19 protein-coding genes are annotated in these 24,283 nt (G+C 64.3%); 7 read left to right on the plus strand and 12 right to left on the minus strand.

The window, feature by feature from the left end; all coding sequences use genetic code 11:
- Positions 1-13: 13 nt before the first annotated feature.
- From AQZ50_RS11745 to AQZ50_RS11755, 3 genes are read right to left on the minus strand one after another with little or no spacing between them, the layout of a single operon-like run.
- Positions 14-1,498: a glutamine synthetase family protein gene (locus tag AQZ50_RS11745; protein ID WP_067746657.1), complete on the minus strand. Its 1,485-nt coding sequence runs from the start codon at positions 1,496-1,498 to the stop codon at positions 14-16.
- Between the two features lie 41 nt (positions 1,499-1,539).
- Positions 1,540-2,859, minus strand: a complete 1,320-nt coding sequence (locus AQZ50_RS11750; RefSeq protein WP_067746658.1) for a type I glutamate--ammonia ligase — start codon at positions 2,857-2,859, stop codon at positions 1,540-1,542.
- 59 nt (positions 2,860-2,918) lie between these two features.
- Positions 2,919-4,112, minus strand: coding sequence for a cytochrome P450 (locus AQZ50_RS11755; protein ID WP_067746744.1), 1,194 nt, complete (start codon positions 4,110-4,112; stop codon positions 2,919-2,921).
- Between the two features lie 532 nt (positions 4,113-4,644).
- Between AQZ50_RS11755 and AQZ50_RS11765 the strand changes: the two genes are divergently transcribed.
- Positions 4,645-6,921, plus strand: coding sequence for a TonB-dependent receptor (locus tag AQZ50_RS11765; RefSeq protein ID WP_231730245.1), 2,277 nt, complete (start codon positions 4,645-4,647; stop codon positions 6,919-6,921).
- Between the two features lie 201 nt (positions 6,922-7,122).
- Positions 7,123-8,589 carry an APC family permease gene (locus AQZ50_RS11770; RefSeq protein WP_067746660.1) on the plus strand — a complete coding sequence of 489 codons (1,467 nt, stop codon included), beginning with the start codon at positions 7,123-7,125 and terminating at the stop codon, positions 8,587-8,589.
- 5 nt (positions 8,590-8,594) lie between these two features.
- Here the strand turns inward: AQZ50_RS11770 and AQZ50_RS11775 are convergent, their stop codons facing one another.
- Both AQZ50_RS11775 and AQZ50_RS11780 read right to left on the minus strand, forming a co-directional pair.
- On the minus strand, positions 8,595-9,308 hold the full coding sequence (locus tag AQZ50_RS11775) for a tRNA (guanine(46)-N(7))-methyltransferase TrmB (RefSeq protein ID WP_067746661.1): 714 nt from the start codon (positions 9,306-9,308) through the stop codon (positions 8,595-8,597).
- Between the two features lie 40 nt (positions 9,309-9,348).
- Positions 9,349-9,993 carry a TetR/AcrR family transcriptional regulator gene (locus AQZ50_RS11780; RefSeq protein ID WP_067746662.1) on the minus strand — a complete coding sequence of 215 codons (645 nt, stop codon included), beginning with the start codon at positions 9,991-9,993 and terminating at the stop codon, positions 9,349-9,351.
- An 85-nt stretch (positions 9,994-10,078) separates the two neighbouring features.
- Here AQZ50_RS11780 and AQZ50_RS11785 point away from each other — a divergent pair, with 85 nt between their 5' ends.
- The 3 genes from AQZ50_RS11785 to AQZ50_RS11795 are packed head-to-tail and all read left to right on the plus strand — an operon-like array spanning position 10,079 to position 14,251.
- On the plus strand, positions 10,079-11,512 hold the full coding sequence (locus tag AQZ50_RS11785; RefSeq protein WP_082703603.1) for an efflux transporter outer membrane subunit: 1,434 nt from the start codon (positions 10,079-10,081) through the stop codon (positions 11,510-11,512).
- Between the two features lie 55 nt (positions 11,513-11,567).
- Complete coding sequence (locus AQZ50_RS11790; RefSeq protein WP_067746664.1) at positions 11,568-12,686, plus strand: HlyD family efflux transporter periplasmic adaptor subunit; 1,119 nt, start codon at positions 11,568-11,570, stop codon at positions 12,684-12,686.
- Between the two features lie 11 nt (positions 12,687-12,697).
- A complete protein-coding gene (locus AQZ50_RS11795) occupies positions 12,698-14,251 on the plus strand; it encodes a DHA2 family efflux MFS transporter permease subunit (protein WP_067746665.1) in 1,554 nt (517 codons plus the stop codon).
- An 87-nt stretch (positions 14,252-14,338) separates the two neighbouring features.
- On the opposite strand, the gene ctrA is transcribed toward AQZ50_RS11795, so the two are convergent.
- The 4 genes from ctrA to lptB form a co-directional block, all read right to left on the minus strand.
- Positions 14,339-15,040, minus strand: coding sequence for a response regulator transcription factor CtrA (ctrA, locus tag AQZ50_RS11800; RefSeq protein ID WP_067746666.1), 702 nt, complete (start codon positions 15,038-15,040; stop codon positions 14,339-14,341).
- A 203-nt stretch (positions 15,041-15,243) separates the two neighbouring features.
- Complete coding sequence (locus AQZ50_RS11805; RefSeq protein WP_067746667.1) at positions 15,244-16,068, minus strand: tetratricopeptide repeat protein; 825 nt, start codon at positions 16,066-16,068, stop codon at positions 15,244-15,246.
- 106 nt (positions 16,069-16,174) lie between these two features.
- The gene (gene rpoN / locus AQZ50_RS11810; RefSeq protein ID WP_067746668.1) at positions 16,175-17,779 is read right to left on the minus strand and encodes an RNA polymerase factor sigma-54; all 1,605 of its coding nucleotides are present in this window, start codon (positions 17,777-17,779) and stop codon (positions 16,175-16,177) included.
- A 39-nt stretch (positions 17,780-17,818) separates the two neighbouring features.
- Positions 17,819-18,568, minus strand: coding sequence for an LPS export ABC transporter ATP-binding protein (gene lptB, locus AQZ50_RS11815; protein ID WP_231730257.1), 750 nt, complete (start codon positions 18,566-18,568; stop codon positions 17,819-17,821).
- A 249-nt stretch (positions 18,569-18,817) separates the two neighbouring features.
- Here lptB and AQZ50_RS11820 point away from each other — a divergent pair, with 249 nt between their 5' ends.
- Positions 18,818-19,258: a hypothetical protein gene (locus tag AQZ50_RS11820; protein WP_231730246.1), complete on the plus strand. Its 441-nt coding sequence runs from the start codon at positions 18,818-18,820 to the stop codon at positions 19,256-19,258.
- A 225-nt stretch (positions 19,259-19,483) separates the two neighbouring features.
- Complete coding sequence (locus AQZ50_RS11825; RefSeq protein WP_067746746.1) at positions 19,484-20,830, plus strand: TldD/PmbA family protein; 1,347 nt, start codon at positions 19,484-19,486, stop codon at positions 20,828-20,830.
- Between the two features lie 39 nt (positions 20,831-20,869).
- Here the strand turns inward: AQZ50_RS11825 and ppa are convergent, their stop codons facing one another.
- The 3 genes from ppa to AQZ50_RS11840 form a co-directional block, all read right to left on the minus strand.
- Positions 20,870-21,412, minus strand: a complete 543-nt coding sequence (gene ppa, locus AQZ50_RS11830; protein ID WP_067746671.1) for an inorganic diphosphatase — start codon at positions 21,410-21,412, stop codon at positions 20,870-20,872.
- 106 nt (positions 21,413-21,518) lie between these two features.
- Positions 21,519-22,220, minus strand: a complete 702-nt coding sequence (locus tag AQZ50_RS11835) for a DUF1345 domain-containing protein (protein WP_067746672.1) — start codon at positions 22,218-22,220, stop codon at positions 21,519-21,521.
- Positions 22,221-22,240: 20 nt separating this feature from the next.
- A complete protein-coding gene (locus tag AQZ50_RS11840; RefSeq protein ID WP_067746673.1) occupies positions 22,241-24,244 on the minus strand; it encodes a M61 family metallopeptidase in 2,004 nt (667 codons plus the stop codon).
- Between the last annotated feature and the right edge of the window lie 39 nt (positions 24,245-24,283).

Consider the following 24,283-nt stretch of genomic DNA (forward strand, 5'->3'; position numbering starts at 1 on the left):
AGTCCCGGCGCGATCAGGGCAGGAATTCCAGGAACCGGTCATAATCCCACGAGGTTACCGTGGCCATGAAGCGGTCCCATTCGTCGCGCTTCAGCTCAAAGAAGCAGCGCTCCATATCGCCGGGCATGGCGCCAAGGATCACCGGGTCGACGGCCAGCGCATCGAGCGCGTCGCGCAAGTCGGTCGGCAAGCGACGGACTTCCTTGCCCGCTTCGAGCGCTTCATAGATGTTGCGCTGTTCCGGCGCACCGGGGTCGAGATCGCGCACGATCCCGTCGTCAAACGCCTTGAGCAGGCCCGCGCCCATCAGATAGGGGTTCACCAGGCTGTCGACCGCGCGATATTCGACGCGGCCCGGCGCCGACACGCGAATGCCGACGGTGCGGTTCTGCATGCCCCAATCGGCATAGATCGGCGCCCAATAGCCGGTGTCGCTCATCCGGCGATAGGAATTGACCGTCGACGAGCCGATCGCGGTCAGCGCCGGCAAATGCTCGATCAGGCCGCCGATACATTGCAGACCGATCGTATCGGGCAACCATTCACCGGTTTCGCGCAGGAACGCGTTGCGACCGCCCTTGCGATAGGTGAACACCGCGTCGCCGCCCGGCAGGCTGTCATGGCCCAGCTTGTTGACCACATCTTCGCCGCCTTCCCACAGCGAGACGTTGTGGTGGCAGCCATTGGCCGACACGCCCTGGAACGGCTTGGTCATGAACGTGGCGATAAGGTTGAATTCACGCGCCACTTGCGCGCAGATCTGGCGATAGGTGGTCAGCCGGTCGGCGGTGCGCAGCACATCGTCATACATGAAGTTCAGTTCGAGCTGACCCGGCGCGTCTTCGTGGTCGCCCTGGATCATGTCCAGCCCCATGGCCTCGGCATATTCATGGACGCGCATGATCACCGGCGACAGCTGTTCGAACTGGTCGATGTGATAGGCCAGCGGCTTGGTCGTGCCGCCCGCAAACTCGCCATTGGGCCCACGCTTGAGCCACATCATCTCCGGCTCGCAGCCCAGCCGCAGTTCGAGGCCATGGCGCGCCTTGAAATCGGCATGGATCCGCTTGAGATTGCCACGGCAATCCGAGCTCAGGAAACCGCCGGGATTCTCGTCTTCTTCGCGATGGCGGAACAGCGTGCAGAAAACCCGCGCCACCTGCTTGTTCCACGGCAATTGCACAAAGGTCTCGGGATCGGGCAGCGCGATCAGTTCGGCCGCGTTCGAGGAATAGCCGATATAGTTGCCCCGGCGGTCGGCGGTCACATCGGCCACGGCGCCGTACCACAGCTGAACGCCCTTTGCCGCGATCGCTTCCCAATGCGCCGACGGCACCGATTTGCCCATCACGCGCCCGGTCACCGACACGAACTGGAAATAGACGTGGCGGATGCCCAGCGCGTCGATCCTGGCCCTTACCTGGCGGACCAGATCCTGGCGCGCCGGATCGGCGACCGTCCGCTCGATGTCGGTCTGAACTTTGGTTGCATCGCTCATGGTGTATCCTTTGATCGTCAGATTTCGCAAAAGACGGCTGTTCAGCCCTCGATGTAACGGGCCAGCTCGGCCGCGCTGACCGCCCGGGCCAGGCTGTTGCTTTCAACGCGGCAGACGCCGGCAAAATGGTCGACAAAGCCCTGGCCGAACACGCGCGCGGCATCCGCGCCGGCCTGAAGCCGATCGGCGGCTTCGGCCAGAGTGGCGGGGAAACGCGCAGCGCCGGGCTGAATGTCGTCAGGCCCCAGATTCGGCGTGGGATCGGGCGCGACCAATTGCTGCTCGATGCCGTCAAGCCCCGCGCCGAGCATCAGCGCCAGCGCCAGATGCGGATTGCAATCGGCGCCCGGCAGACGGAATTCGAGCCGCGCATCGTCGAATGCCGACGGCGCCGAGCGTACCGCCGTGGTAAACGTCCAGTCGGCCCAGGTCAGCGACTTGGGCGCCCAGCTGCCGGGGGCAAACCGGCGATAGGCATTGACGGTGTGCGCACACAGGGCAAAGGCTTCGGGCACGAGCCGCGTCATCCCGGCGATGAACCGGCGCGCCAGCTCATTGGTCTGTCCCTGCGGATCGGTGAACAGGTTTGCGCCCGTCGCGGCATCCGCCAGCGACAGATTGATATGTCCGCCGATGCTGGGATAGCCGGGGCCGATATAGGGCATGAAGCTGGCCGTCATGTCCCGACCGCGGGCAAAGGCGCGGATCGCCTGACGCACCAGCCCGGCATTGTCGGCCGCGCGCAAACCGTCGACGGCCCCCAGTGTCGCTTCGAAACAGCCCGGCCCCAGCTCGCCCGCCAGCGCGAACAGCGCGATGTCGTGCGCTTCGATCAGATCGACCAGATCGCCGACGAAACCGGCCTTTTCCGCAGCGGTCTGCCCCGACCAGCACTTGTTGTCGGGGGCAAACTGGCGCGGCGCGGCATATTGCGAGGCGCGCAGGCTCTCGGCCGTCTCGTTGAGGAAAATGACTTCGAATTCAAACGCTGCCTGCACGGCAAAGCCCATCGCGGCGGCGCGTTCGATTTGCCGCCGCAGCACGGCGCGCGGCATCAGCGACGCGCTGTCCCCCGAAAAATCCGCGATGATCAGCCCGGCATTCGCTTCGAAGGGATACCGCCGCAGCGAGGCCTCGTCGATCGCCACCGTCTCGGTCAGATAGGGCCCGCCGGCGAACAGATTGTCGGCGCAGTCCCATTTGGGCAGGGTGTTGGCAAAGCGCGGCGCGCGCGCCCACGCTTCGAATTGCGCGCGCCCCAGCCGGCGTTCGCGAAACACGCCGGCATAGTCGAACTGACCCACGTGCAGGACCTCAATGGCCTGCGCCTCGAGCTGCGCCTGCAATTGCGCAGACACCATACAATTTCTCCCCATTATACGCTTATGAACTTTGGCAAGACCCGCGCACGGGCCGATCTTCAGGCCGGGTCGAACGCGATCGGCAGCGTGATCGGACCGGTATTGCCGCTGTCGGGCAGGAATTCTGGCGTGCCGTCAAAGCGCGGGTTGGCCAGCCGCCGGGACAGCAAGGCCAGAGCCTCGCTCATGTCGGCGCGCGCGATGAAATGGCCAAGGCAGTGATGAACCCCGCCGCCAAAGCCGAAATGGCGCCGCCGCTGGGCCGTGATGTCGAATACGCCTTCGGGGAATTCGCGCGGATCCGTGCCCGCCGACTGCGAAAACAAGTGTACCGTGCAGCCTTTGGGAATGACCAGACCTTCGAACTCGAATTCCTCGACCGCCTCGCGCGTGACCCAGGTAACGGTCGGACGCACGCGCATCACTTCTTCGACAGCGCCCGGCGCCAGACCGGGATCCTGCGCGAGAAGGCGCCATTGATCGGGGTTGAGAATGAACGTTTCCATCGCCAGACCCAACTGGTTGCGCGTGGTATCGATGCCGCCAAAGATCGCCAGAACGACGAGGTCGTACAGCTCAAGCTCGCTCACCTTGCCCTCGCCCTCATCAAGCGCGCGGATCAGGCTGCTCAGAAAATCGTCGGTAAGCGGGCGCTTGCGCCGCTCGGCAATGACCTGGCGGGCATAGCCGAACATCCGGTCGGTGGCCGCGTTGATGCGCTCGAGATCCTGGCGATAGGTGACGCCGAGCGCCAGACCCATTTCCACCGCGATGTCGGTGAATTCGCGCCACTGATCGTGCGGCAGGTCGAGCAGGGTCAGCACCACCCGCGCGGCATAAGGCTCGGCAAAGGCACTCATGAATTCGCATCGGCCATCGGCGATGAAGGCATCGATCAATTCGTTTGCCAGCGCCTGAAACTTTGGCTGAAGCGAGACGATCAGGTCTTGCGAAAAGGCAGGAGCCGCCAGCTTGCGCAGCCGGGTATGATCCTGGCCTTCCTGCGACAGCAGCATCCGGCTCCACCAATCGGCAAAGGAGCCGCCGGCCCCGTTGAGCGCCGGCCAGGCATAGCTGCCCTGACGCAGCTTGCGGTTGGTGATAAGCCGGCTCATCTCGCCATAGCGCAGCACCGCATAGCCATAAGGCGTGCGCGCATACCACGATTGATCCCGTGCGCGGCGGACCTCTTGCGAACGGATCGAGAAATGCGGGTCGCTCACGTTGAGAAAAGGAGCGTCAATTTCCTGCATGGAATCTGGCACCTGCGCTGAATCCGGAACCGACATCGCTCACCTCGCAAACTCTCAGGGTCAAATTGCTCTGAGCAAGGGCTAAGCAATAGCTGTGCCAATTTTCGGATTTCGCGAAATTGCGGGAAATTCCGATCGCGCTCCGGCCCGGACAGAGCGGCATCGCGCCGACAATCATCCGGCTTTGCTGCATTAATGCCGCCCTGCTTCAAATTTGCAGCAAAGGCACGCGCCAGCATTTCCGGGGCAGCCCGCCACCCGATCGGCAAATGCTGCATTTATGCGACAATGGTGCGTTCCTGCAATGGCGCAACAAAGCGCAACAAAGCGCTTTACGACGTAAAAATCTCGCTTATCAGCGGGCTTCGGCATTTGGCACAATTCATGCATGTATCTTTTCACAGATAAGTGGGTGCCGGCGACCAACGCTGCAATTCGGGGAGATTTTATGGGTAACACGGGATTTGTTGCGAACTTTGCCCGCGTTCGGCGCGAGCGATTTGTAGGCGCCCTGCTAGCCGGCGCCTGCTGTGTGGGGGGCGCCATCCACCCGGCTCTTGCCGATACCGCGCAGCGCTCCGGGGCTCAGGAACCGGCTTCCGGCGAAATCGTGGTCACGGCGGAAAAGCGCAATTCGACGGTACAAAGCACACCGATTTCGATGACCGCGCTGAGCGGCGCGCAGATGGAAGCGCGCGGCGTTACCGATTTGCAGGCGGTGGTCCGCGACGTGCCGGGCATTTCGATGCGCACCGCCGGCGCCGGCCAGACCGAACTGGAAATGCGCGGCCTCGCCTCTTCGGGCGGCTCGTCACCCACGGTCGGCTTCTATCTTGACGAAGTTCCGCTGTCGCCGCCCGCTGCCGCGCTGAACGGCAAAGTGGTCATCGACCCCGATCTTTATGACCTCAACCGCGTCGAAGTGCTGCGCGGGCCCCAGGGCACGCTCTATGGCTCGGGCTCGATGGGCGGCACGATCAAGCTGATCACCAACGAGCCCAAGCTCGACCGGCTCGAAGGCTCGTATGACATCAATGTCGGCGCGACCCAGGCCGGTTCGATGAGCGGCGGCGGCGATCTGATGATCAATCTGCCGCTGATCAAGAACACGCTGGCGCTGCGCCTGGTGGGGACCGAAAAGTACACCGGCGGCTGGATCGACCGTATCGCAGGTGGCGCCGATTTCCCGCTGGAAACCGGCACCGGCTGCGGCAATTCCAGCGGCACGTGGGCCGGCTATGGCTGTGTGCGCGGCAATGTCGATGCGGCCTCGGTCAGCAAGGTGACCAAAGACGTCAACTGGGCACGCCGATCGAACGTGCACGGAACCTTGCTGTTCCAACCCGACAGCAATCTCAGCATTACCCTGAACGGCATGTTCCAGCGCACGATTTCGGGCGGCTACAGCGAATATGATCAGGGTGCGTCGCAATTGGCGCATTATCAGCCCTATGATTTCGCCGAACCGTTTGCCGACACGTTCTGGCTGGGCGCGGGCACGATCAAGTATGACGCCGGCAGCGTGCAGATCACGGCAGCCACGTCCTATTGGCACCGCGTCGAACAGCAGACCATGGACGCGACCGAACTGGTCCAGAACCTGCTCGCCCTGGGCAGCTATCCGGGCCCGATCGGCTTTACCGAACGCGATACCTCCAAGCAGTTTTCCCAGGAACTGCGCTTTGCCTCCAAGACATCCAGCCCGTTCCAGTGGGTCGGCGGGGTGTTTTACAGCAATCTGGTATCGACCTGGGCCGACAACGACGCTTCAACAGCTTATGCCGACTATTCCGTCGGGGGCGCTGCGGAAAACCCCGAAGGCATCGTCTATCGGTCAAGCAACCCCTATCGCATGAAGCAGTTCGCCGCTTTTGGCGAAGCCTCGTACAAGCTGACGCCCGCGCTCAAGGCCACGGTGGGGCTGCGCTATTACTACTTCAAGACTCACGTCGACATGTGGCAACAAGGCATCGGCACCGCCAGCGGCAATGCCACGCCCACCGCGCTCGGCGTCGATACCACGGCCAGCGGCGTCAACCCGCGCTTCAACCTGTCGTACATTCCCGATCCGCGCCTGACGATTTACGGCACTGTCGCCAAGGGGTTCCGCCCCGGCGGCGTCAGCTTGCCCGCCCCGCCGCAGACCTGCGGTGTTCAACCGGTCTCGTATGGGCCGGATTCGGTGTGGAGCTACGAAGTCGGCGAAAAGGCCAAGCTTGCCGATGGCAAGGTGTCGCTCAACACCGACTTTTACGTGATGAACTGGACCGGGGTGCAACAGGTCGTGTCACCGCCCTGCGGCTACCCCTATACCACCAACGCCGGAACCGCGCGGGCCTATGGTCCCGAGGCCGAACTGAGCGTGCGGCCGATCGAGGATGTGGTGGCCAGCCTGAGCGGCTCGATCACCACGGCCAAGATCGTCTCGGTGGCGCCCGGCGCCGTCGGGATCGTAAACGGTCAGCCGATTCTCAACATCCCGGCCACCACGCTCAACGGGTCGCTGTCCTATACGCATCACTTCCAGCCGGATCTGACGCTGACCGCGCGCGTTTCCGACAACTATGTGGGGCGCTCGTACGACATCGCCTATACCCAGCAGCGTCTGCCCGCCTACAATCTCGTCGACTTGCGCTTTGTCCTGTCTCACAACGCACGCAACCTGACGTTCTACGTCAGCAATCTGACCAATGTGCGCGCGCAACTGACAGTCAACAACACGTCCTTCGCGTGGCTTACCCCGTCGCTGACGCGCGTATCCACCAACCAGCCGCGCACCTTTGGCCTCGTCTGGGCCAACAAGTTCTAAGCGGTTGAAACATCCTCCGGGATTCCGGCCATGGCCGGGATCCCGGATCGGACCACGGATCGGACCCCGGATCAGACATTGTGCGCAAGGGGCATCGCCTTGCGCTGTCGACAGGTCTTGTACCGGCCCGCATCGGCGTCGCAAATTTCCAAAAAACACCATACCGGGGCGAATGAACCGCCCCGATCACGGAGAAGCACCATGGATCAGGGCGCCAGCCTCGACGACGAGGAACTGCGTGCACTGGGCTATACCGCCCAGTTTGATCGCAGCATGTCGCTGTGGGAAAACTTCGCCCTCGGCTTTACCTATCTTTCCCCGGTGGTGGGGGTCTATTCGGTATTCGGTATCGGCATTGCCACCGGCGGGCCGCCGATGATCTGGTGGTATCTGATCGCGGCACTGGGCCAGATGATCGTCTGCCTCACCTTTTGCGAAGTGGTGTCGCAATATCCGATTTCGGGCGGGCTTTACCCCTGGTGCCGACGGCTCGTGGGCAAGAAATGGGCATGGATCGCCGGCTGGATCTATGGCTGGGCGCTGTTTTCCACGATCAGCGCGGTGGCAGCCGGGGCAGCGCCGTTTGTCGCCCCCCTGCTCGGTCTCAAATCGACCCCGGTGCTGGCAGGCGTGATCGCCATCGCCCTGGTCGTTTTTTCGACCCTGACCAATCTGGCGGGGACGAAGACGCTGGCCAGAGTGGCCATGTTCGGCTTTGCCTGTGAAATCCTCGGTGCGATCGCGGTCGGTATCTTCCTGCTGCTTTTCCACCGGCACCAGCCGATCACGGCGGTATTCGACAGCTATGGGGTGAACCGGGGCGGCACCTATTTCCCGGCATTCATGGCAGCGGCCATGACCGGGCTGTTCACGTGTTATGGTTTCGAGGCCTGCGGCGATGTCGCCGAAGAAACCCCCAACCCCGGCGTCGCCATCCCCAAGGCGATGAAATCGACGATCTATGTCGGCATGTCGGCCTCGGTCTTCGTCTGTCTGGCGCTGATCCTCTCGCTGCCCGATGTGCGCGCCGTGATCGATGGCCGTTCGGCCAACCCGATCGAAGACGCCTTGCTCGCCGCGTTCGGGCCGGTGGGGTCGAAGCTGGTCGTGCTGGTCGTGCTGGTCTCGTTCGTGTCGTGCATTCTCAGCCTGCAGGCCGCCGCCAGCCGCCTCGTCTATGCCTATGCCCGCGACGACATGGTGGTGGCGAGCGGATGGTTGCGCAAAGTGTCGGCCACACATCATGTGCCGACCAATGCGCTGGTGCTGTCGGGGCTGGTCGCTTCGGTGATTTTGGTGTTCGGCATGTTCTTTGCCGATGCCGTGGCCACGATCGTCAGCTTTGCCGTGGTCGGGATCTACGCGGGATTCCAGATGGTGGTGATCGGCGCGGCCTATGCCCGTCTGCGCGGATGGCGTCCCCGCGGCCGGTTCCGCCTTGGCGCCTGGGCCTGGCCGATCAACATTGCCGGCATGGTCTGGGGCCTTGGCGGCATCGCGATCATGCTGCGCCCGGCAGACGGCGCGGTGTGGTACGAATCCTGGGCGATGGTGCTGACGTTTGCGGCCGTGGTCCTGCTGGGGCTGATCTACATGGCCGTGGCGCGCCCGTTCGACCGCAGCGATTCACCGGCCGGCGACGCATGGACACACCGCGCGTCGGCCTGAACGGTTCACCGCCGCCGATAACGGAAATACCACACTTCGTGCCCCTGGGCGCGGGCCTTGGCCTCGTAGCGGGTTTCGGGCCAGCCGCCCGGGCGCTGCTGAAAATCGCGCGGGGTCTGCGCCTGCCATTCGAAGCGATCGGCATGGCGGCGCATGACCATCAGCGCATGGCGCAGATAGACCGGATGGTCGGTGCCGAAACGAAACTCGCCGCCCGGCTTCAGCTTGGCCGCAAACAGCTCGACCGGGCCGTCGTTCATCATCCGCCGTTTGATATGGCGCGACTTGGGCCAGGGATCGGGATGGAGCAGATAGAGGAACGATAGCGATCCATCGGGAATCCGCCGCAACACGTCGAGCGCATCGCCATGCTGAATCCGCACATTGCGCAAGGGTGCGTTGCGCCCGCTTTCGCCCTCGATGTGAGTCAGCGCCTGTGCCACGCCGTTCAGAAACGGTTCGGCCCCGATAAAGCCGTGATCGGGCAGAAGATCGGCGCGAAAGGCAAGATGTTCGCCCCCGCCAAAGCCGATCTCGAAATGGAGCGGGCAGTCGCGGCCAAACAGCCGCTCGGCCGTCACCGGGTCTTCGTCCGGCACGGCAATCTGGGGCAGGAGACGGTCGACCAGCCCCTGCTGGCTCTGGCGCAAGGGCTTGCCCTTGGCGCGGCCATAGAGACGGTTGAGCGTGGTCGGGTCGCCGGGCTTGATGGCAGTCATGCGGCGGGCCGATGGCAAACCGCAGCCCTTCGGTCAACGATTATGAATCGATGGCCTGGCGCGGCAAAAGACCGCGCACAAAGATCCGCGCGGCATGGCGGGCATGGTATCCGATTTCGGCGATGTCCGGCGCGGGCAACAGCCCGGTGGAAAAACGCAAGTGCCGATCGCCGCGCAACATGCCGAGGAATTGCCCGGCCGCCAGTTCGAGATCTTCGCACACGATGTGCCCGCTGATGACAAAGCGTTCGAGCGTGGCGCGCAATTCCTCAAGCACCGCGTCCGGGCCAGCCCGAAAAAAGGCTGCCGCCAGTTCGGGAAAGCGCGCGCCCTCACTTTGAATAAGGCGGTGTACGTCAAGCGCGCCGGGCTCATAGATCTTGACCAGAAAGCGCGCGCCAAACCCGGTCAGCAGCGATTCGAGGTCATCATCATCGCTGCTGCGCAGATCGCGCAAAGGCGCCAGCACTCTTTGGCAGCGCTGTTCCATGACCGCTTCGAACAAGTGCTCCTTGGATGAGAAGTATTTGTAAAGCGTCGCTTTTGATCCGCCAAGCCGCGCCGCGATCGTCGACATAGAGCTGGCGCCATAGCCTTCTTCGGCAAACACGTCCGCAGCAACGGCAATGATGTGATCGCGCCGATCATCAGGATTGGAACGGGCTAGCCTGCACTTAGTGACCATTGCGTACAGATAGCGCTTGACAGCTTCGGGTCAAGCGTGACACCCCAATAGTGACCGATCGGTACAGATCCCCCCGGAGCCTGCAATGCCTCTCCTTTCCCCGCCCCTTCGATCCGGCGCGCGTCTTGCCGCGCCGGCTCTTTTCCTGTTGCTTGGCGCCTGTGCCGTGCCGCCGCCGATGGGCGCCACGCCCGCCTTGCGCAGTCCCGATACAGTCGCTGCGAAAAGTCTCGACGGCCCCGAGACCGCGCCCTGGCCCGATGAAAGCTGGTGGCGCGATTATGGCGATCCGCAGCTTACGACGCTGATCGAAGAGGCCGTCAAGGGCTCGCCCGCGCTCGCCGAGGCGGGCGCGCGCCTGCGCATCGCCGAAGGCTATGCCCGCAGCGCTCACGCCGCGCTCATGCCCAATGCGTCGGCTGGCGGCAGCGCGGGCGCGATCAAGGAAAGCTACAACCAGGGCATTCCCCCGGCCTTTGTGCCGCACGGGTGGAACGACAACGGTTCGGCGCAGATCAACCTCGGCTATGATCTCGATCTGTTTGGCCGCAACCATGCAGCCCTGCGCGCGGCAACATCCGAACGCACCGCCGCCGCGATCGAGGCGCGCGCCGCGCGGCTGGCCATCGCGACCGGGGTCGCCGCCGCCTATGCCGATCTGGGCCGCTATGCCGCGTTGCGCGATGTCGCCGCCGCTGCGCTCAAGGTGCGCGAAGAGACCGCCGCGCTGGTCGCCAATCGCGTCCTGAACGGGCTCGACACCCGCGCCGAACAGCGCCAGGCCGAAGCCACCGTGCCGGTCGCGCGCGCCGATCTCGCCGCCGCCGAGCAGGCGCTGGTACTGACGCGCAACCGGCTCGCCGCGCTGACAGGCGCCGGCCCCGACCGCACCTCGGGCCTGACCCCGCCTGCGCCGGGCCGGTTTGCGCTCACCCCGCTGCCGCCGCGCCTTGCGCTCGATCTGGTCGGGCGCCGCGCCGACATCGCCGCCGCGCGGGCGCGCGCAGAGGCCGCCGCCGCCCGCGTTCGCGGCGCGCGTGCCGCCTATTTTCCCGACATCAATCTCATGGCCTTTGTCGGCGCGCAGTCGCTCGGTCTCGCCAATCTGACCGCCGTCGGGTCCGAAGCCGGGCAGGGGCAAGCCGCGATCAACCTGCCGCTGTTTTCGGGCGGGGCGCTGGCTGGCGCTTACCGCGCCGCGCGCGGCGGTTATGACGAAGCGGTAGCGCGCTATGACGACACGCTGGTTCAGGCGGTGCGCGAAGTGGCCGATGCCGCCGCCGGGCAAAAGGCGCTGGCGATCGAACTGACCGCTGCGCACGACGCCGTGGCCCGCAGTCAGGAAGCATGGGATCTCGCCAAGCGGCGCTATGTCGGCGGTTTGTCGCCCTATCTTTCGGTGCTGTCCGCCGAAGAGGCCTTGTTGCGCAACCGTCAGTTGCTGGCCGATTGCGAAGGCCGCGTGCTGGCCGTGCGGGTCGAAATGATCCGCGCGCTGGGCGGCGGCTTCAAGGCCTGATCCCCCTCGCAAAGCGCCCCCGATTTTCCCCATTTTCCCAGGATGTGAGACCCCCATGGCCGACATCGACGCCACCAATTCGCAAAATTCCACGCGCAAGCGGTCGTTCCTGCTGTTTGGCGCAGCGCTCGCCGTGATCGCGATCGGCTATTTGGGTTATCAATGGGCCGAAGGCGGGCGCTACGTCGAAACCGATGATGCCTATGTCAACGCCGAAATCGCGATCGTCACCCCGCTGACCGGCGGCCCGGTCGCCGAAGTGCGCGTCAGCAACACGCAAAGCGTGCATAAAGGCGATGTCCTGGTGGTGATCGACCCGACCGATGCGCGCATCGCGCTGGCCGCCGCCGAAGCCAATTATGCCAGCGCCGTGCGCAAGATCAGGCAGACCATCGCCACCGGCAGCGCGCTCGGCGCCCAGGTCGGCGAGCGCGTTGCCGACATTGGCCGGATGAAAGCGCAAGTCTCGATCGCCGAAGCCGATCTTGCCCGCGCGCGGATCGATCTGACCCGGCGCGAAGCGCTGGCCGCCGACGGCGGGGTTTCGGGCGAGGAACTGTCGAGCGCAAAGAACGCTTTCGCCGCCGCCGAGGGCAATCTTGCCGCCGCGCGTGCCGGCCTGGCGCAGGCCGAAGCCGCGCGCGGCGCGGCCAATGGGCAAGAAGCCGCCAATGACGCGCTGATCACCGGCACCACGCCCGAAACCAATCCCGATGTGCTCGCCGCCAAGGCGCGGCTCGATCAGGCGCGGATCGACCTTGATCGCACCGTGATCCGTTCGCCGGTCGACGGCGTCGTCACGCAGCGCGCGGTCCAGGTCGGCCAGCGCGTGGCGGCGGGCACCACGTTGATGACCGTGGTCCCGGTGACCGAGGCCTATGTCGATGCCAATTACAAGGAAAGCCAGTTGCGCAGTGTGCGCCCGGGCCAACCGGTCGAACTGACCGCCGACATCTATGGCGGAAAAGTCGTCTATCATGGCCGGGTGGTCGGCTTTTCGGGCGGCACCGGATCGGCGCTGGCGGTGATCCCGGCGCAGAATGCGACCGGCAACTGGATCAAGGTGGTGCAGCGCCTGCCGGTGCGGATCGCGCTCGACCGGCGCGAGCTGGCAGACCATCCGCTGCGGCTCGGCCTGTCGATGATCACCACGATCGACACGCGCGGCAACTGAAGGGCACTGCCATGGCCGGTCCCGCCCCCACATTTGCCCCGCCCAGCGCCGAACCGCTGAAAGGGGCGGCGATGGCGCTTGGCGCCTTTGCACTCGCGCTGTCGAACTTTGTCGTCGTGCTCGACATCACCATTGCCAACGTTTCGGTGCCGCATATCTCGGGCAGCCTTGCCGTCTCGCCGACGCAAGGCACCTGGGCGATCACGTCCTATTCGGTGGCCGAGGCAATCTGCGTGCCCCTGACCGGGTGGCTGGCGGCGCGGTTTGGCGCGGTGCGCGTGTTCCTGCTTTCGCTGATCGGGTTCGGGCTGTTTTCGCTGCTCTGCGGATTGTCGCGCAGCCTTGAGGCGCTGATCGCGTTTCGCGTGATGCAGGGGCTGTGCGGCGGGCCGATCATGCCGATGTCGCAAACGCTGCTGATGCGCATTTTCCCGCCAAACAAGGCGCCTGCCGCGCTCGGGCTATGGGCGATGACCACGGTCTGCGCGCCGATTGCCGGGCCGATCCTGGGCGGGCTGATTTCCGACAACTGGAGCTGGCACTGGATCTTTTTCATCAATCTGCCGATCGTCGTGCTGTGCACGGTGGTCACCCGCCAATTGATCACCCGCTATGAAACGCCGACGGTCAAGGCGCCGATCGATTTCGTCGGGCTGGCCATGCTGGTAGTCTGGGTCGGCAGTTTGCAGGTCATGCTCGACAAGGGGCGCGAGGAAGACTGGTTTGCCAGCGACCTCATCTCGACACTGGGGATTGTCGCGGCAGTCGTGTTCGTCGCTTTCCTGATCTGGGAATTGACCGATCGCCATCCGGTGGTCGATCTGAGCGTGTTTCGCATGCGGGGGTTCACCATCGCGGTGATCACGCAAAGCGCGTCCTACGCCGCATTTTTTGCGATGGTCGTGCTGACGCCGATGTTTTTGCAGACCAATCTTGATTACACAGCGACTGTCGCGGGTCAGGCGATGGGCTTCATGGGCGTGCTGGCGGTGGTCATGTCGCCGATCGTGGCCAAGCTGACGGGCAAATTCGACGTGCGCCTGCTGATCTCGTTCGGCGTCGCCTGGCTGGCGTCGATGGCCTTTTTGCGCAGCGCCTGGGTCACCGACATGGGCTTTTTCAGCATTGCCCTGCCGCAATTCCTGCAAGGATTCGGCATGCCGTTCTTCTTCGTCGGCACGACCGCGCTGGCGCTCAGTTCGGTTCGCCCCGAACAGACCGCTTCGGCGGCAGGCCTGCAGAATTTCATGCGCACGCTCTCGGGCGCGTTTGCCACGTCGATTTCGATGACGATGTGGGACCGCGAAACCAAATATGCCCATGCCGAACTGGTCGGCGTGATCCATCCGCCCGCCGACATGATGAGCCAGGGGCTGATGGGCCGGATGATGCTCGACCGCATGGTCAATACCGAAGCGGTCACGCTGGCGACCAACATGGTGTTCGTCGGGTGCGGGGTGATCCTGGCGGCGGCGGCATGCTTCATCTGGCTCGCCCCCCGCCCCAAACCCCGCCCCGCCCCGGCGCAAGCGGATGCCGAACCCGACATCATCGCCGCGCATTGATGCCCAAAAAAGACCCGCCGGAAGGCGGGTCATTTTCCAGGGATAAGTCGGGTCGGGGACGTGCCAGCGCCCCGGCCAAACCGGCCTTTACGCGGCTTCGATCGCGGTCATGTCGTCGGGATCGCGCAGCACATAGCCGCGGCCCCAGACGGTTTCGATGTAATTGTCGCCGCTGCAGGCATGCGCCAGCTTCTTGCGCAGCTTGCAGATGAACACGTCGATGATTTTCAGTTCCGGCTCGTCCATCCCGCCATAGAGATGATTGAGGAACATTTCCTTGGTCAGCGTGGTGCCCTTGCGCAGCGAGAGCAGTTCCAGCATCGCATATTCCTTGCCGGTCAGATGCACGCGTGCGCCATCGACTTCGACCGTCTTGGCGTCGAGATTGACCGACAGCTTGCCGGTGCGGATCACCGACTGCGAATGGCCCTTTGACCGGCGCACCACGGCGTGGATACGGGCGATCAGCTCTTCGCGATGGAACGGCTTGGTCACGTAATCGTCGGCGCCAAAGCCGAACGAGCGCACTTTGCTGTCCATTTCCGAAATGCCCGAAAGGATCAGAACCGGCGTCTGCACTTTGGCGACGCGCAGCTTCTTGAGCACGTCATAGCCATGCATATCGGGCAGGTTCAGGTCGAGCAGGATGATGTCGTAATCATACAGCTTGCCGAGATCGAGGCCTTCTTCCCCGAGATCGGTCGAATAGACGTTGAAGCCTTCCGCAGAAAGCATGAGTTCAATCGCCTTGGCAGTTGTCGGCTCGTCCTCGATCAGCAGAACCCGCATCGATCAATCCCTTCTTGCCATTACCCCCGAATGGCTTCGAACCCCCGTCAGAGGGACGCGCCGTTCATTAACCATAGGAGCTATGAACATGAAAGGTTAATTTTTCGTCAAACGTGTTCCCGTTTCAACTTCGTAAAAGTGACCTCGGCCATAACTGCGATCGCTATCACACCGCTCGATCACCCCGATTCCATCGCTCGGGATCAATCGCCGGCGGCTGCGGCAGAATGCACCGGGCGCGGCACGCCCTCGACCGCGCGCATGCGATCGCCCGCCGGGCCGGGCAAAGTCGCCTTGCCGGGCTGCGCGCTCTTTGTCGGCGCTGTTTGCGCCGGGGCGCTGCCCGGCTGACCGTTCACGGGCGGGGCAAACTGCACTTCGGCCAGCCGCTTTTCGACCTTGATATGGTGGCGCGCCGCCACCGTGCGGATGACCGCGCGAATGTCGCTGGCATAAGGCGCGTCGGCCGGCGTGTCCTTCAGCAGCGAAAACCATGCATTGATCGCGCGGCGATGCTGCCCCGCCAGATCCCAGCCGACCGCGCGGTAATAACGCGCGCGCGCATCCTTGGGATCAAGCTTGAGCGCCTTGTCAAACGCGGCGCGCGCCTCGCGCTGCATGTGCCGTTCGGGCTTGTGCGCCTGCAACAGCGCTTCGCCGAGAAACGAATACGTCCGCGCACTGGTAGGATCGAGCCGGGTCGCCTCGCGCAGCGCATCGGCGCTTTTCGCAAATTCGCCGCGCTGGAAATAGGACCAGCCGAGCGTGCGCCAGGTGTCGGCATCGTCGGGCGTCTGGCTCACATCGCGCTGAAGACGGGTGATCACATCCTCGACCGTGGCCGCCCGGGTTTCGCGCGGGATCGGCACCATCGCCACCGGCATCCCGGCGCGGTCGCGCTGATTGCGATAGATCGCCACGCCCGACAGCGAAATCGCCGCGACCACCGCAACGCCAACCCCCACGCGCAGCAGCGCCGTGCGCCAGCTGATCCCCGCGCCGCGATCGGCCGGTTCGGCCTCAGTCATCACCCGTTCCCCAATGCAAGATCGTTGGGGCATATCCCCGAGCCCGACCGGGTTGCAAGCGACGCGGCCAGCGATACCGGCATAATCGACAATCTGGCGACCCGTTTCATCGCGGCCGCCCGCCCGCCGTTTGATTCAGCGCCTTTTGCCGCCGCCGCTGCACCGAGCTGCCAAGCCCGATCGCCTCGCGATACTTGGCCACCGTGCGCCGCGCCAGATCAAAGCCGCGTTCGCGCAACAAATCGACCAAAGTGTCGTCGGACAGCACCGCCCTGGCGTCTTCGGCATCGATCAGCTGACGAATCGCGGCCTTGACCGCCTCGGCCGAAACCGCGCCCTCGCCATCGGACGAGGCAACGCCCGACGTGAAGAAGAATTTCAGCTCGAACGTGCCGCGCGCGCAGGAAAGGTATTTGTTCGAAGTCACCCGGCTGACGGTCGATTCGTGCAGGGACACCGTCTCGGCCACCGTGCGCAGCGTCAACGGGCGCAAGTGCGACACGCCGTGGCGGAAAAAGCCGTCCTGTTGACGCACGATTTCCGCTGCAACTTTCAGGATGGTCTTCTGCCGCTGATCGAGCGCTTTCAGCAGCCAGTTGGCATCGGCCAGCTTTTCGCTGAGCCAGGCGCGTGCATCCTTGCTGACGCCGGCCCCGCGCATTTCGACATAATAGCTGCGATTGATGATCAGGCGCGGCAGAGTCGCCTGATTGATCGAAATGTCCCAGCCCGCAGCCCCGTCCTCAAGAACCGCCTCGCGCACCAGGATGTCGGGGATGATCGCTTCGCCCGCGCTGCCGCCAAACCGCAGGCCGGGCCTGGGATCATAGCCGCGCAATTCGGTCAGCATCTGCGCGAAATCCTCGTCATCGACGCCGCACATGCGCTTGAGCCGGGCCAGTTCCCCGCGCGCCAGCAGATCGAGATTGTCGAGCAAACGCACCATGCACGGGTCATAGCGGTCGGCCTCGCGCGCCTGAAGCGCCAGGCATTCGCCAAGATCGCGCGCGCCGACCCCGGTCGGATCGAGCGCCTGAACCAGCGCCAGCGCGGCCTCGATGCGTTCGAGCGGAAGCCCGAGCATCTGCGCCACCTCGGGCAGCGGCTGGATCAGATAGCCCGCCTCATCCAGTTGATCGATCAGCCAGCGCGCCGCGAACACCAGTTGTGCATCGCGCGTGGTCGCGCCGATCTGCGCATGGAGATGGTCGGCAAGGCTGGCCGCAGCGGCGCTGTGCGATTCGATTCCCGGCCCTTCGAAATCGCCGCCCCCGCCACTCCCGCTCCAGTCGCCCGCGCTCCAGTCGCCGCTGTCGGCGGGCCCGGCGCTCAAATCCCTGCCCCCGGCATCGCCATCCCCCCTATCGCTGTCACCGGTATCGCGGTCGCCATCGAGCGCGGTCGGGTCGATGTCGAGCGGGCGGTCTTCGGCGGCGCGCCCTTCGCCGACCAACTGATCGACGGGCGAGGTTTCCAGATGCGTGCGGCGATGATCGGGGTCTTCGAGGGGCAGGGCGATGGCCCCGCCCGCACCTGTTTCGACCCCGCCCGTTTCGGCAATATCGAGCAGCGGGTTGGCATCGAGCGCTTCGCCGATGAACGCTTCGACTTCGAGATTGGACAGCGTCAGCAGCTTGATCGCCTGCTGCAACTGCGGCGTCATCACCAGCGACTGGGTCTGGCGAAGATCCAGCCTTGGTCCCAGCGCCATGGCCTCAGCCCCCTCCCAATGACACGAAAGCCGCCGTCATCAGAGCGTAAAGCCCTCGCCCAGATAGAGCCGGCGAACATTGGGATCGGCAACGAGCGCTTCGGGGCTGCCGGTAAACAGCACCTGCCCGCCATAGATGATGCAGGCGCGATCGACGATGTCGAGCGTTTCGCGGACGTTGTGATCGGTGATCAGGACGCCGATGCCCCGCCGTGTCAGATCCTTGACGAGATGACGGATGTCGTTGATCGACATCGGGTCGATCCCGGCGAACGGTTCGTCGAGCAGGATGATCGAGGGCCGCGCCGCCAGCGCCCGCGCGATTTCGCAGCGTCGGCGCTCCCCGCCCGACAGCGCCATGGCCGCACTGCTGCGCAGTTTGACCAGACCGAATTCGTCAAGCAGGCGTTCCAGCTCCTCATCGCGGGTATCGCGATCGGGCTCGATCAGTTCGAGCACGGTGGCAATGTTCTGTTCGACCGTCAGCCCGCGAAAGATCGAGGTTTCCTGCGGCAGATAGCCCAGCCCGAGAATCGCGCGGCGGTACATCGGCAGCCGCGTAATATCGACACCATCGAGCAGGATACGACCCGAATCCGGGCGAACGAGGCCCATGATCGAATAGAAACAGGTGGTCTTGCCCGCGCCGTTGGGCCCCAGCAGGCCCAGCACTTCGCCTTTGGCCACCGACAGCGAAATGTCGGCCAGCACCGCGCGCTTGTCATAGGACTTGGCGATCGAGATCACCTCGAGCCCCCCCTGGCGCGCGATCAGCTCGGCTTCCGCCATTGCGGCGGTCTGGGCAGATGCCGTGTCGGCAATGGTTGTCCCCATGGCAGTCATTCGTCTCGCGCAAACGTGGTGTGGAGCTGCGATTTCCCGCAGGCGATCCGTGCCATAGCCCCTGATCGCGCGGCGGCAAAGCCCACGGCGCACGAATTGGCACGATTTGTGCGCAACCGTGCCCGGCAAGCCAACGCGCTTGCCACGCCGCGCGGCCCATGATCTAGTGCAAGACGGGAGTAAAGGACTGACACGATGGCCAAAGCCACAGCACAGTCCGTTGCCGGGATTGCCACCGAAAGGGACGGCGCCGGAGGGAACGGACAGATCACGGGACCGGAGCCCAGGCGAACCGTTCAGGTGCGCCAGCTCGATTGGCGCAAACGGATGAGCGACACCGTCGCCTATGCCTTGCTTGTCTACACCGCGCTGCAGATCGTCGTGACGATCCACGCGCTGTCGAGCGATACCACCTCGATGCTGCCGCTGTTTGCACTCGTCGTGCTCGTTTGCGCGATCATCCCGCTGTTTCGTCATTACGAACGCCATTGGGAAGGGCTCGACGATGTCGCCGCGGCAGACCCTTTGCACAAGCCGCTGTTCCGGCGCGATCAGCTATCGGTGTGGTTGTTTGCCGTGGGCCTGCCCTTTGCCGTAACCGGGCTGTTCAAGGCGGTCGGATCGTTGCTCGGCTGATCCGGCGATGGATTGATGGTCACAGATGCTCTGCGCGTTTTTGTGATCGCTTCGCTTTTTGCAAAAAACCGGTTCCCACCCTTCGACTTCGCTCAGGGCATGCTTTTTTGCGCGATGCGCGTTTTCGTGGTCGCATCGCGATTTGCAAAAAACCGGTTCCCACTTTTTTGCGCGATGCTCTATGCGCCGGACTTTCTCCCAAGCCAGAGTGGAGCCGGACCGCCGATGCTTTCTCCCCAAGATGCCAGCGAACGTTGCGAGGCGCTGCTGCGCCGGGCCAAGGCCGCTGGCGCCGAGGCAGGTGATACCCTCTACCTCGCCCATGCCTCGCAAAGCGTGACCGTCCGGCTTGGTGCGCTGGAAGACGTCGAGCGCTCCGAGTCCGAACATATCGGGCTTCGCGTCTTTGTCGGCGGTGCCTCCGCTTCGATCGGATCGACCGACCTTGGCGATGCCGCGCTCGACGAACTGGCCCAGCGCGCGGTGGCGATGGCGCGGCTGGCCCCGCCCGACCCTTTTGCCGGGCTGGCCGACGAGGCGCTGTTGCTGCGCGAGGCGCCGCCCGAGCTTGATCTCGACGACGGCGGCGAGGCAGAGCCGCAAGCGCTGCGCCGCATGGCCGAAAGCGTCGAGGCGGCAGCTCTGGCCGTGCCCGGCGTGACCAACAGCAACGGCGGCAGCGCAAGCAGCGGTCGATCGGTCTTTGCGCTGGCCACCAGTCACGGCTTCACCGGCGCCTATGCCGCCAGCAGCCACGGAATTTCGGCAGGCGTGGTCGCGGGCGAAGGCAGCACGATGCAGCGCGACCATGCCTGGCGCAGCGCGCGCCATGCCGCCGACTTGCCCGGAATCGAGGCGATCGGGCGCGAGGCGGGCGAGCGCGCGACGCGCCGCCTGAACCCCGGACGGATGCGCAGCGGCCCGATCAGCGTGGTATTCGATCCGCGCGTCGGCGCGTCGCTGGTCGGCCATCTGATCGCGGCGATGACCGGATCGTCGATTGCCCGCCGCGCCAGTTTTCTGCTCGATCGCGACGGCGCCCGCTTGTTCGACAGCGCCGTGACGATCAGGGACAATCCGCATGTGCGGCGCGGGCTGCGTTCGCGCCCGTTCGATGGCGAAGGGCTGGCAACCGCGCCGCGCGCGCTGATCGACGCGGGGCGCCTGACCGGATGGCTGATGGACAGCGCCTCGGCGCGGCAATTGGGCATGGCCCCGACCGGCCATGCCGCACGCGGCGGATCGGGCGCGCCGCATGTCACCACCGGCAACGTCACGCTCGACCCCGGAGCCCTGACCCCGGCCGAGCTGATCGCCGACATCGGCGAAGGCGTCTATGTAACCGAACTGATCGGCAGCGGCGTCAACGGCGTGACCGGCGATTACAGCCGGGGCGCGACCGGATTTCGCATCAGCGGCGGCGTGATCGGCGAACCGGTCGCCGAATTCACCGTGGCGGGCAATCTGATCGACATGTTTGCCGCGCTGATCCCGGCCAATGACCTGGAACTGATCCACGGCATCGATGTGCCGACGCTGCGCATCGACGGGATGATCGTCGCGGGAGATTGAACCATGTCGGCGGGGTGTCCCCCCGCCGACATGCCGATATTACTTGGCGGCTTTATCCGCGTTGTAGCGTTCGATCGCTTCGAGCGTGATGCGGCGCGCATCCTCGGCGCCGCCCCAGGTGCCGACGCGAACCCACTTTTCCTTTTCCAGGTCTTTGTAGTGGGTAAAGAAATGCTCGATCTGCTGGAGCATGATTTCCGGCAGATCGTCCTTTTCGGCAACGTCGGTGTAATAAGGGAAAGTCTTGTCGTCGGGCACGCAAACCAGCTTTTCATCGCCGCCATGCTCGTCTTCGAGATTGAGCACCGCGATCGGGCGGGCGCGCACGACCGAGCCCGGCACGAACGGCGAACGCGCGATCACCAGCGCGTCGAGCGGATCGCCATCGGGCGACAGCGTATGCGGGACAAAGCCGTAATTGGCGGGATAGCGCATCGGCGTATGCAGGATACGATCGACAAACAGGGCCCCCGACGCCTTGTCGAATTCGTACTTCACCGGTTCGCCGCCGACCGGCACTTCGATGACGATGTTAAGGCTTTCAGGCGGATTTTCCCCGGTGGGAATCATTTCGATACGCATGCTCTGCCCTTGCTGCATGGACCGCTCATGGTCCGGTTGCTTGTGGTGGCGCCGGCTCTAGCTTGACCACTTGTGCATCGCAACAGGACTTAATGGTAAAGCGCGCTCAACTGCCGCTGCTGCCGCCGATCGCGTTGATGGTAAAGGCAATCACACCGATGTTGAAAACGAACGCGGCAAAGCCGTGCAGGATGGCGATCCGGCGAATCGGTCGTCCGGTAATGCCCACATCGGCGGTCTGAAAGGTCATGCCGAGCGTAAAGGCGAAATAGACGAAATCGAGATAGTCGGGATCTTCGCGACCGGGAAAGTCGAGCCCGCGCGCATCTTCGCCAGCGATGTCTCCGGGCGAATAATAGAGATGCGCATAATGCAGCGCATAGATCACGTTGGCAAACATCCAGGTCAGGATCAGCGTGCCGATCAGCTTGATCAGCGCACTGTGACCGCCGCCCCCTGCGTCACCATGCCCGACATGCGGCAATTCGCCCGCGATCGCCGCCATGATCACCACGGTCAGCGTCGACGTGATCGCCAGCACGAGCAGGCGATTGGCATCGTTGCGCGCCGCCTGCTCGCGCATCGACGCGCTGTCGCACCGGGTCAGGAACATCCGCAGCAGACTGGCCAGAAACACCAGCGCCGCGCCGTCAAACCCCAGGTCCAGCGCATCGGCCAGACTATGGCCAAGCGCGTGCCACAACCAGATTCCGGCCGGAAACAGCACGCAGAACACCAGGAAACGCGGCGGCGCAAGCCAGGCACCCAATTCGGCAAAACGCGCGCCAACGGCGCCCTGTTGATTCACGCAAGCGTCCCTTTAAGTCATCAGCGCCGGGCAACCGGGCGATGCGGCGCCAGCAGGACATCGAGCCCGGCCACTGCCTTTGCGCCCGAATCCGCCTTTTCCGCACCAGCGCGTTCGAGCCAAGGATAGCGCAGCCCGTCGTGATAGGCGATGGTCACCGTGTCATAGTGATTGTCGCGCTTGATCAGCAGGGCGATCGACCTGCCGTTACCTTTGGGATCGGTGCCTTTGGCTGCCGTGATCGCCGCCTTGAGCGTGTCGGCGTCATAGCCTTCGCCATTGACCGCGATGACTTGCACGCCCAGCACGACCCCGGCCTTGAACGCCGCCCCGCCCCACAGCGTCGACACCACTTTGCCCTCGCGATCGAGCGTCAGGCCCAGCGAATAGGCCAGATTGAGCACTTTGGCCTCGGTCATGCGGCCCTGTTCATAGGGGTTGGGCGTGTCCTTCCACACCAGCCGATAGCCGCCGCGCTCGATCCCGCCGGTCGGCACCGGCTGACCCGCGCTGTCGATCCGCGCCCTGAAGAACGCTTCCCAATCATAGGGATAGATACCATTCAACGTGGCAACCACATCGGCGCGGGTATATGGCAGCACGCCCCAGTCGCCATTGCGCATGCCGTAGAAGGCATGGGCGAAGTCATCGAGGCCCCGGCGCCCCGCCGTCCCGTCGCGAATGATCTGATCGGCTTCGAGCCAGACCAGCGCGCCTTCGGTATAATAATCCTCTCCGCGCGACATCGAGGCGTATGGCTTGGGTCGGCGCGAGGCAAAGATCGGATCGGTGGTGGTATCCTCGACCGAGCGCCATTCGCGCCCCGCCGTCACGCCAAACGCACCGATATAGCTGGCAAACTGGCCAAGCACGGCCGCCTTTGACTGAATCCCCGAACGCGCCGCGAGCACCAGCCCCCAGAACTGCGTCTGGCCTTCATAGACCCACAGCAGGTCATCGATCATCGGCTGGCGATAATCGGGAGTCCACAGCCGCGCCGGGCGGCGGTATTTGCCGTCCCACGAATGCGAATATTCATGCGGAACCACGTTGCGCGCCCAGTCGGACCCCGCCCAGTCGGTCCAGGCCTTGGGGATATAGGCGCTTTCGTTCGAGCGGTGATGTTCGAGCCCGACGCCGCTCATCCGGTCGGTCAGCGCGAGCAGGAAATCGTAATGATCGAAATGGCGCGCGCCAAATGCGACATCCGCCTCTTTCACCAGATTACGATAGGTTTCGAGATTTTCCGGCGCGATCGCCAGTTGCTCTTCCTTGTCGGCAATCGCGTCGAGGAACACGTTGTCGCCGATCGCGAAACGGCGCGCATACTTGCCCGCAAAGATCGGCGAATCGACCAGCGTCTCGTAATCGGTAACATCCCATGTCGTGCGCAGGCCGCTCGTCGCGCGCCCGTCGAGCGCGGTAAACACGCTGAAGCCGACCGGCAGCGTCACGCTCGGCTTGATCCTGATCTGACGGACATAGTGCCCAGCGGGATAGAGCGCGAACTTGTCCCATTCGAGATTGACGATCTCGCGCGTGGTCGTCACCCGGTCGCCCGGCTCTTCGTGCAGCGCCGGGGTCTGGATCAGATGCGCGGTGACCTCGCGCGTGCCGGCGGGCACATCGATGACATAGGCATAGACATCGACCGGATCGCGATGCCAGCTCAGCTCCTTGTCATCGGCAGTGAAATGGACGCCGACCAGTTCGGCGGGTTTGCCCGAGGGACTGTGATGCCCCGGAATCCATTCGGGCAGCAGCAGCGTCAGTTGCGTCGCGCCGGGGGCAACCGGAACGATTTCGGTCACGCGCGTCGCGCCGGTGGCGAGATCGGTCGCATCGACATCGAGCACGATCGTGCCCGGATAGGCGACATCGCGCGGCTCGGGCAGCGCGCGGGCGACCGGAATCGCGGTGGGAAAGCTGTTCGTGGCGGGCTGAACCTGCGCATCGGCAGCGGGCGACATCAAAGCGGAGGCAAGCAGTGCTCCCCCGCTCAACAGCGAAGAAATTTTGTTCATCACCCAACCATGCCCAGCCCGGCGCCGTCGCGCAACCAC

The sequence above is a fragment of the Novosphingobium sp. Fuku2-ISO-50 genome (assembly GCF_001519055.1).
Lineage (GTDB): Bacteria > Pseudomonadota > Alphaproteobacteria > Sphingomonadales > Sphingomonadaceae > Novosphingobium.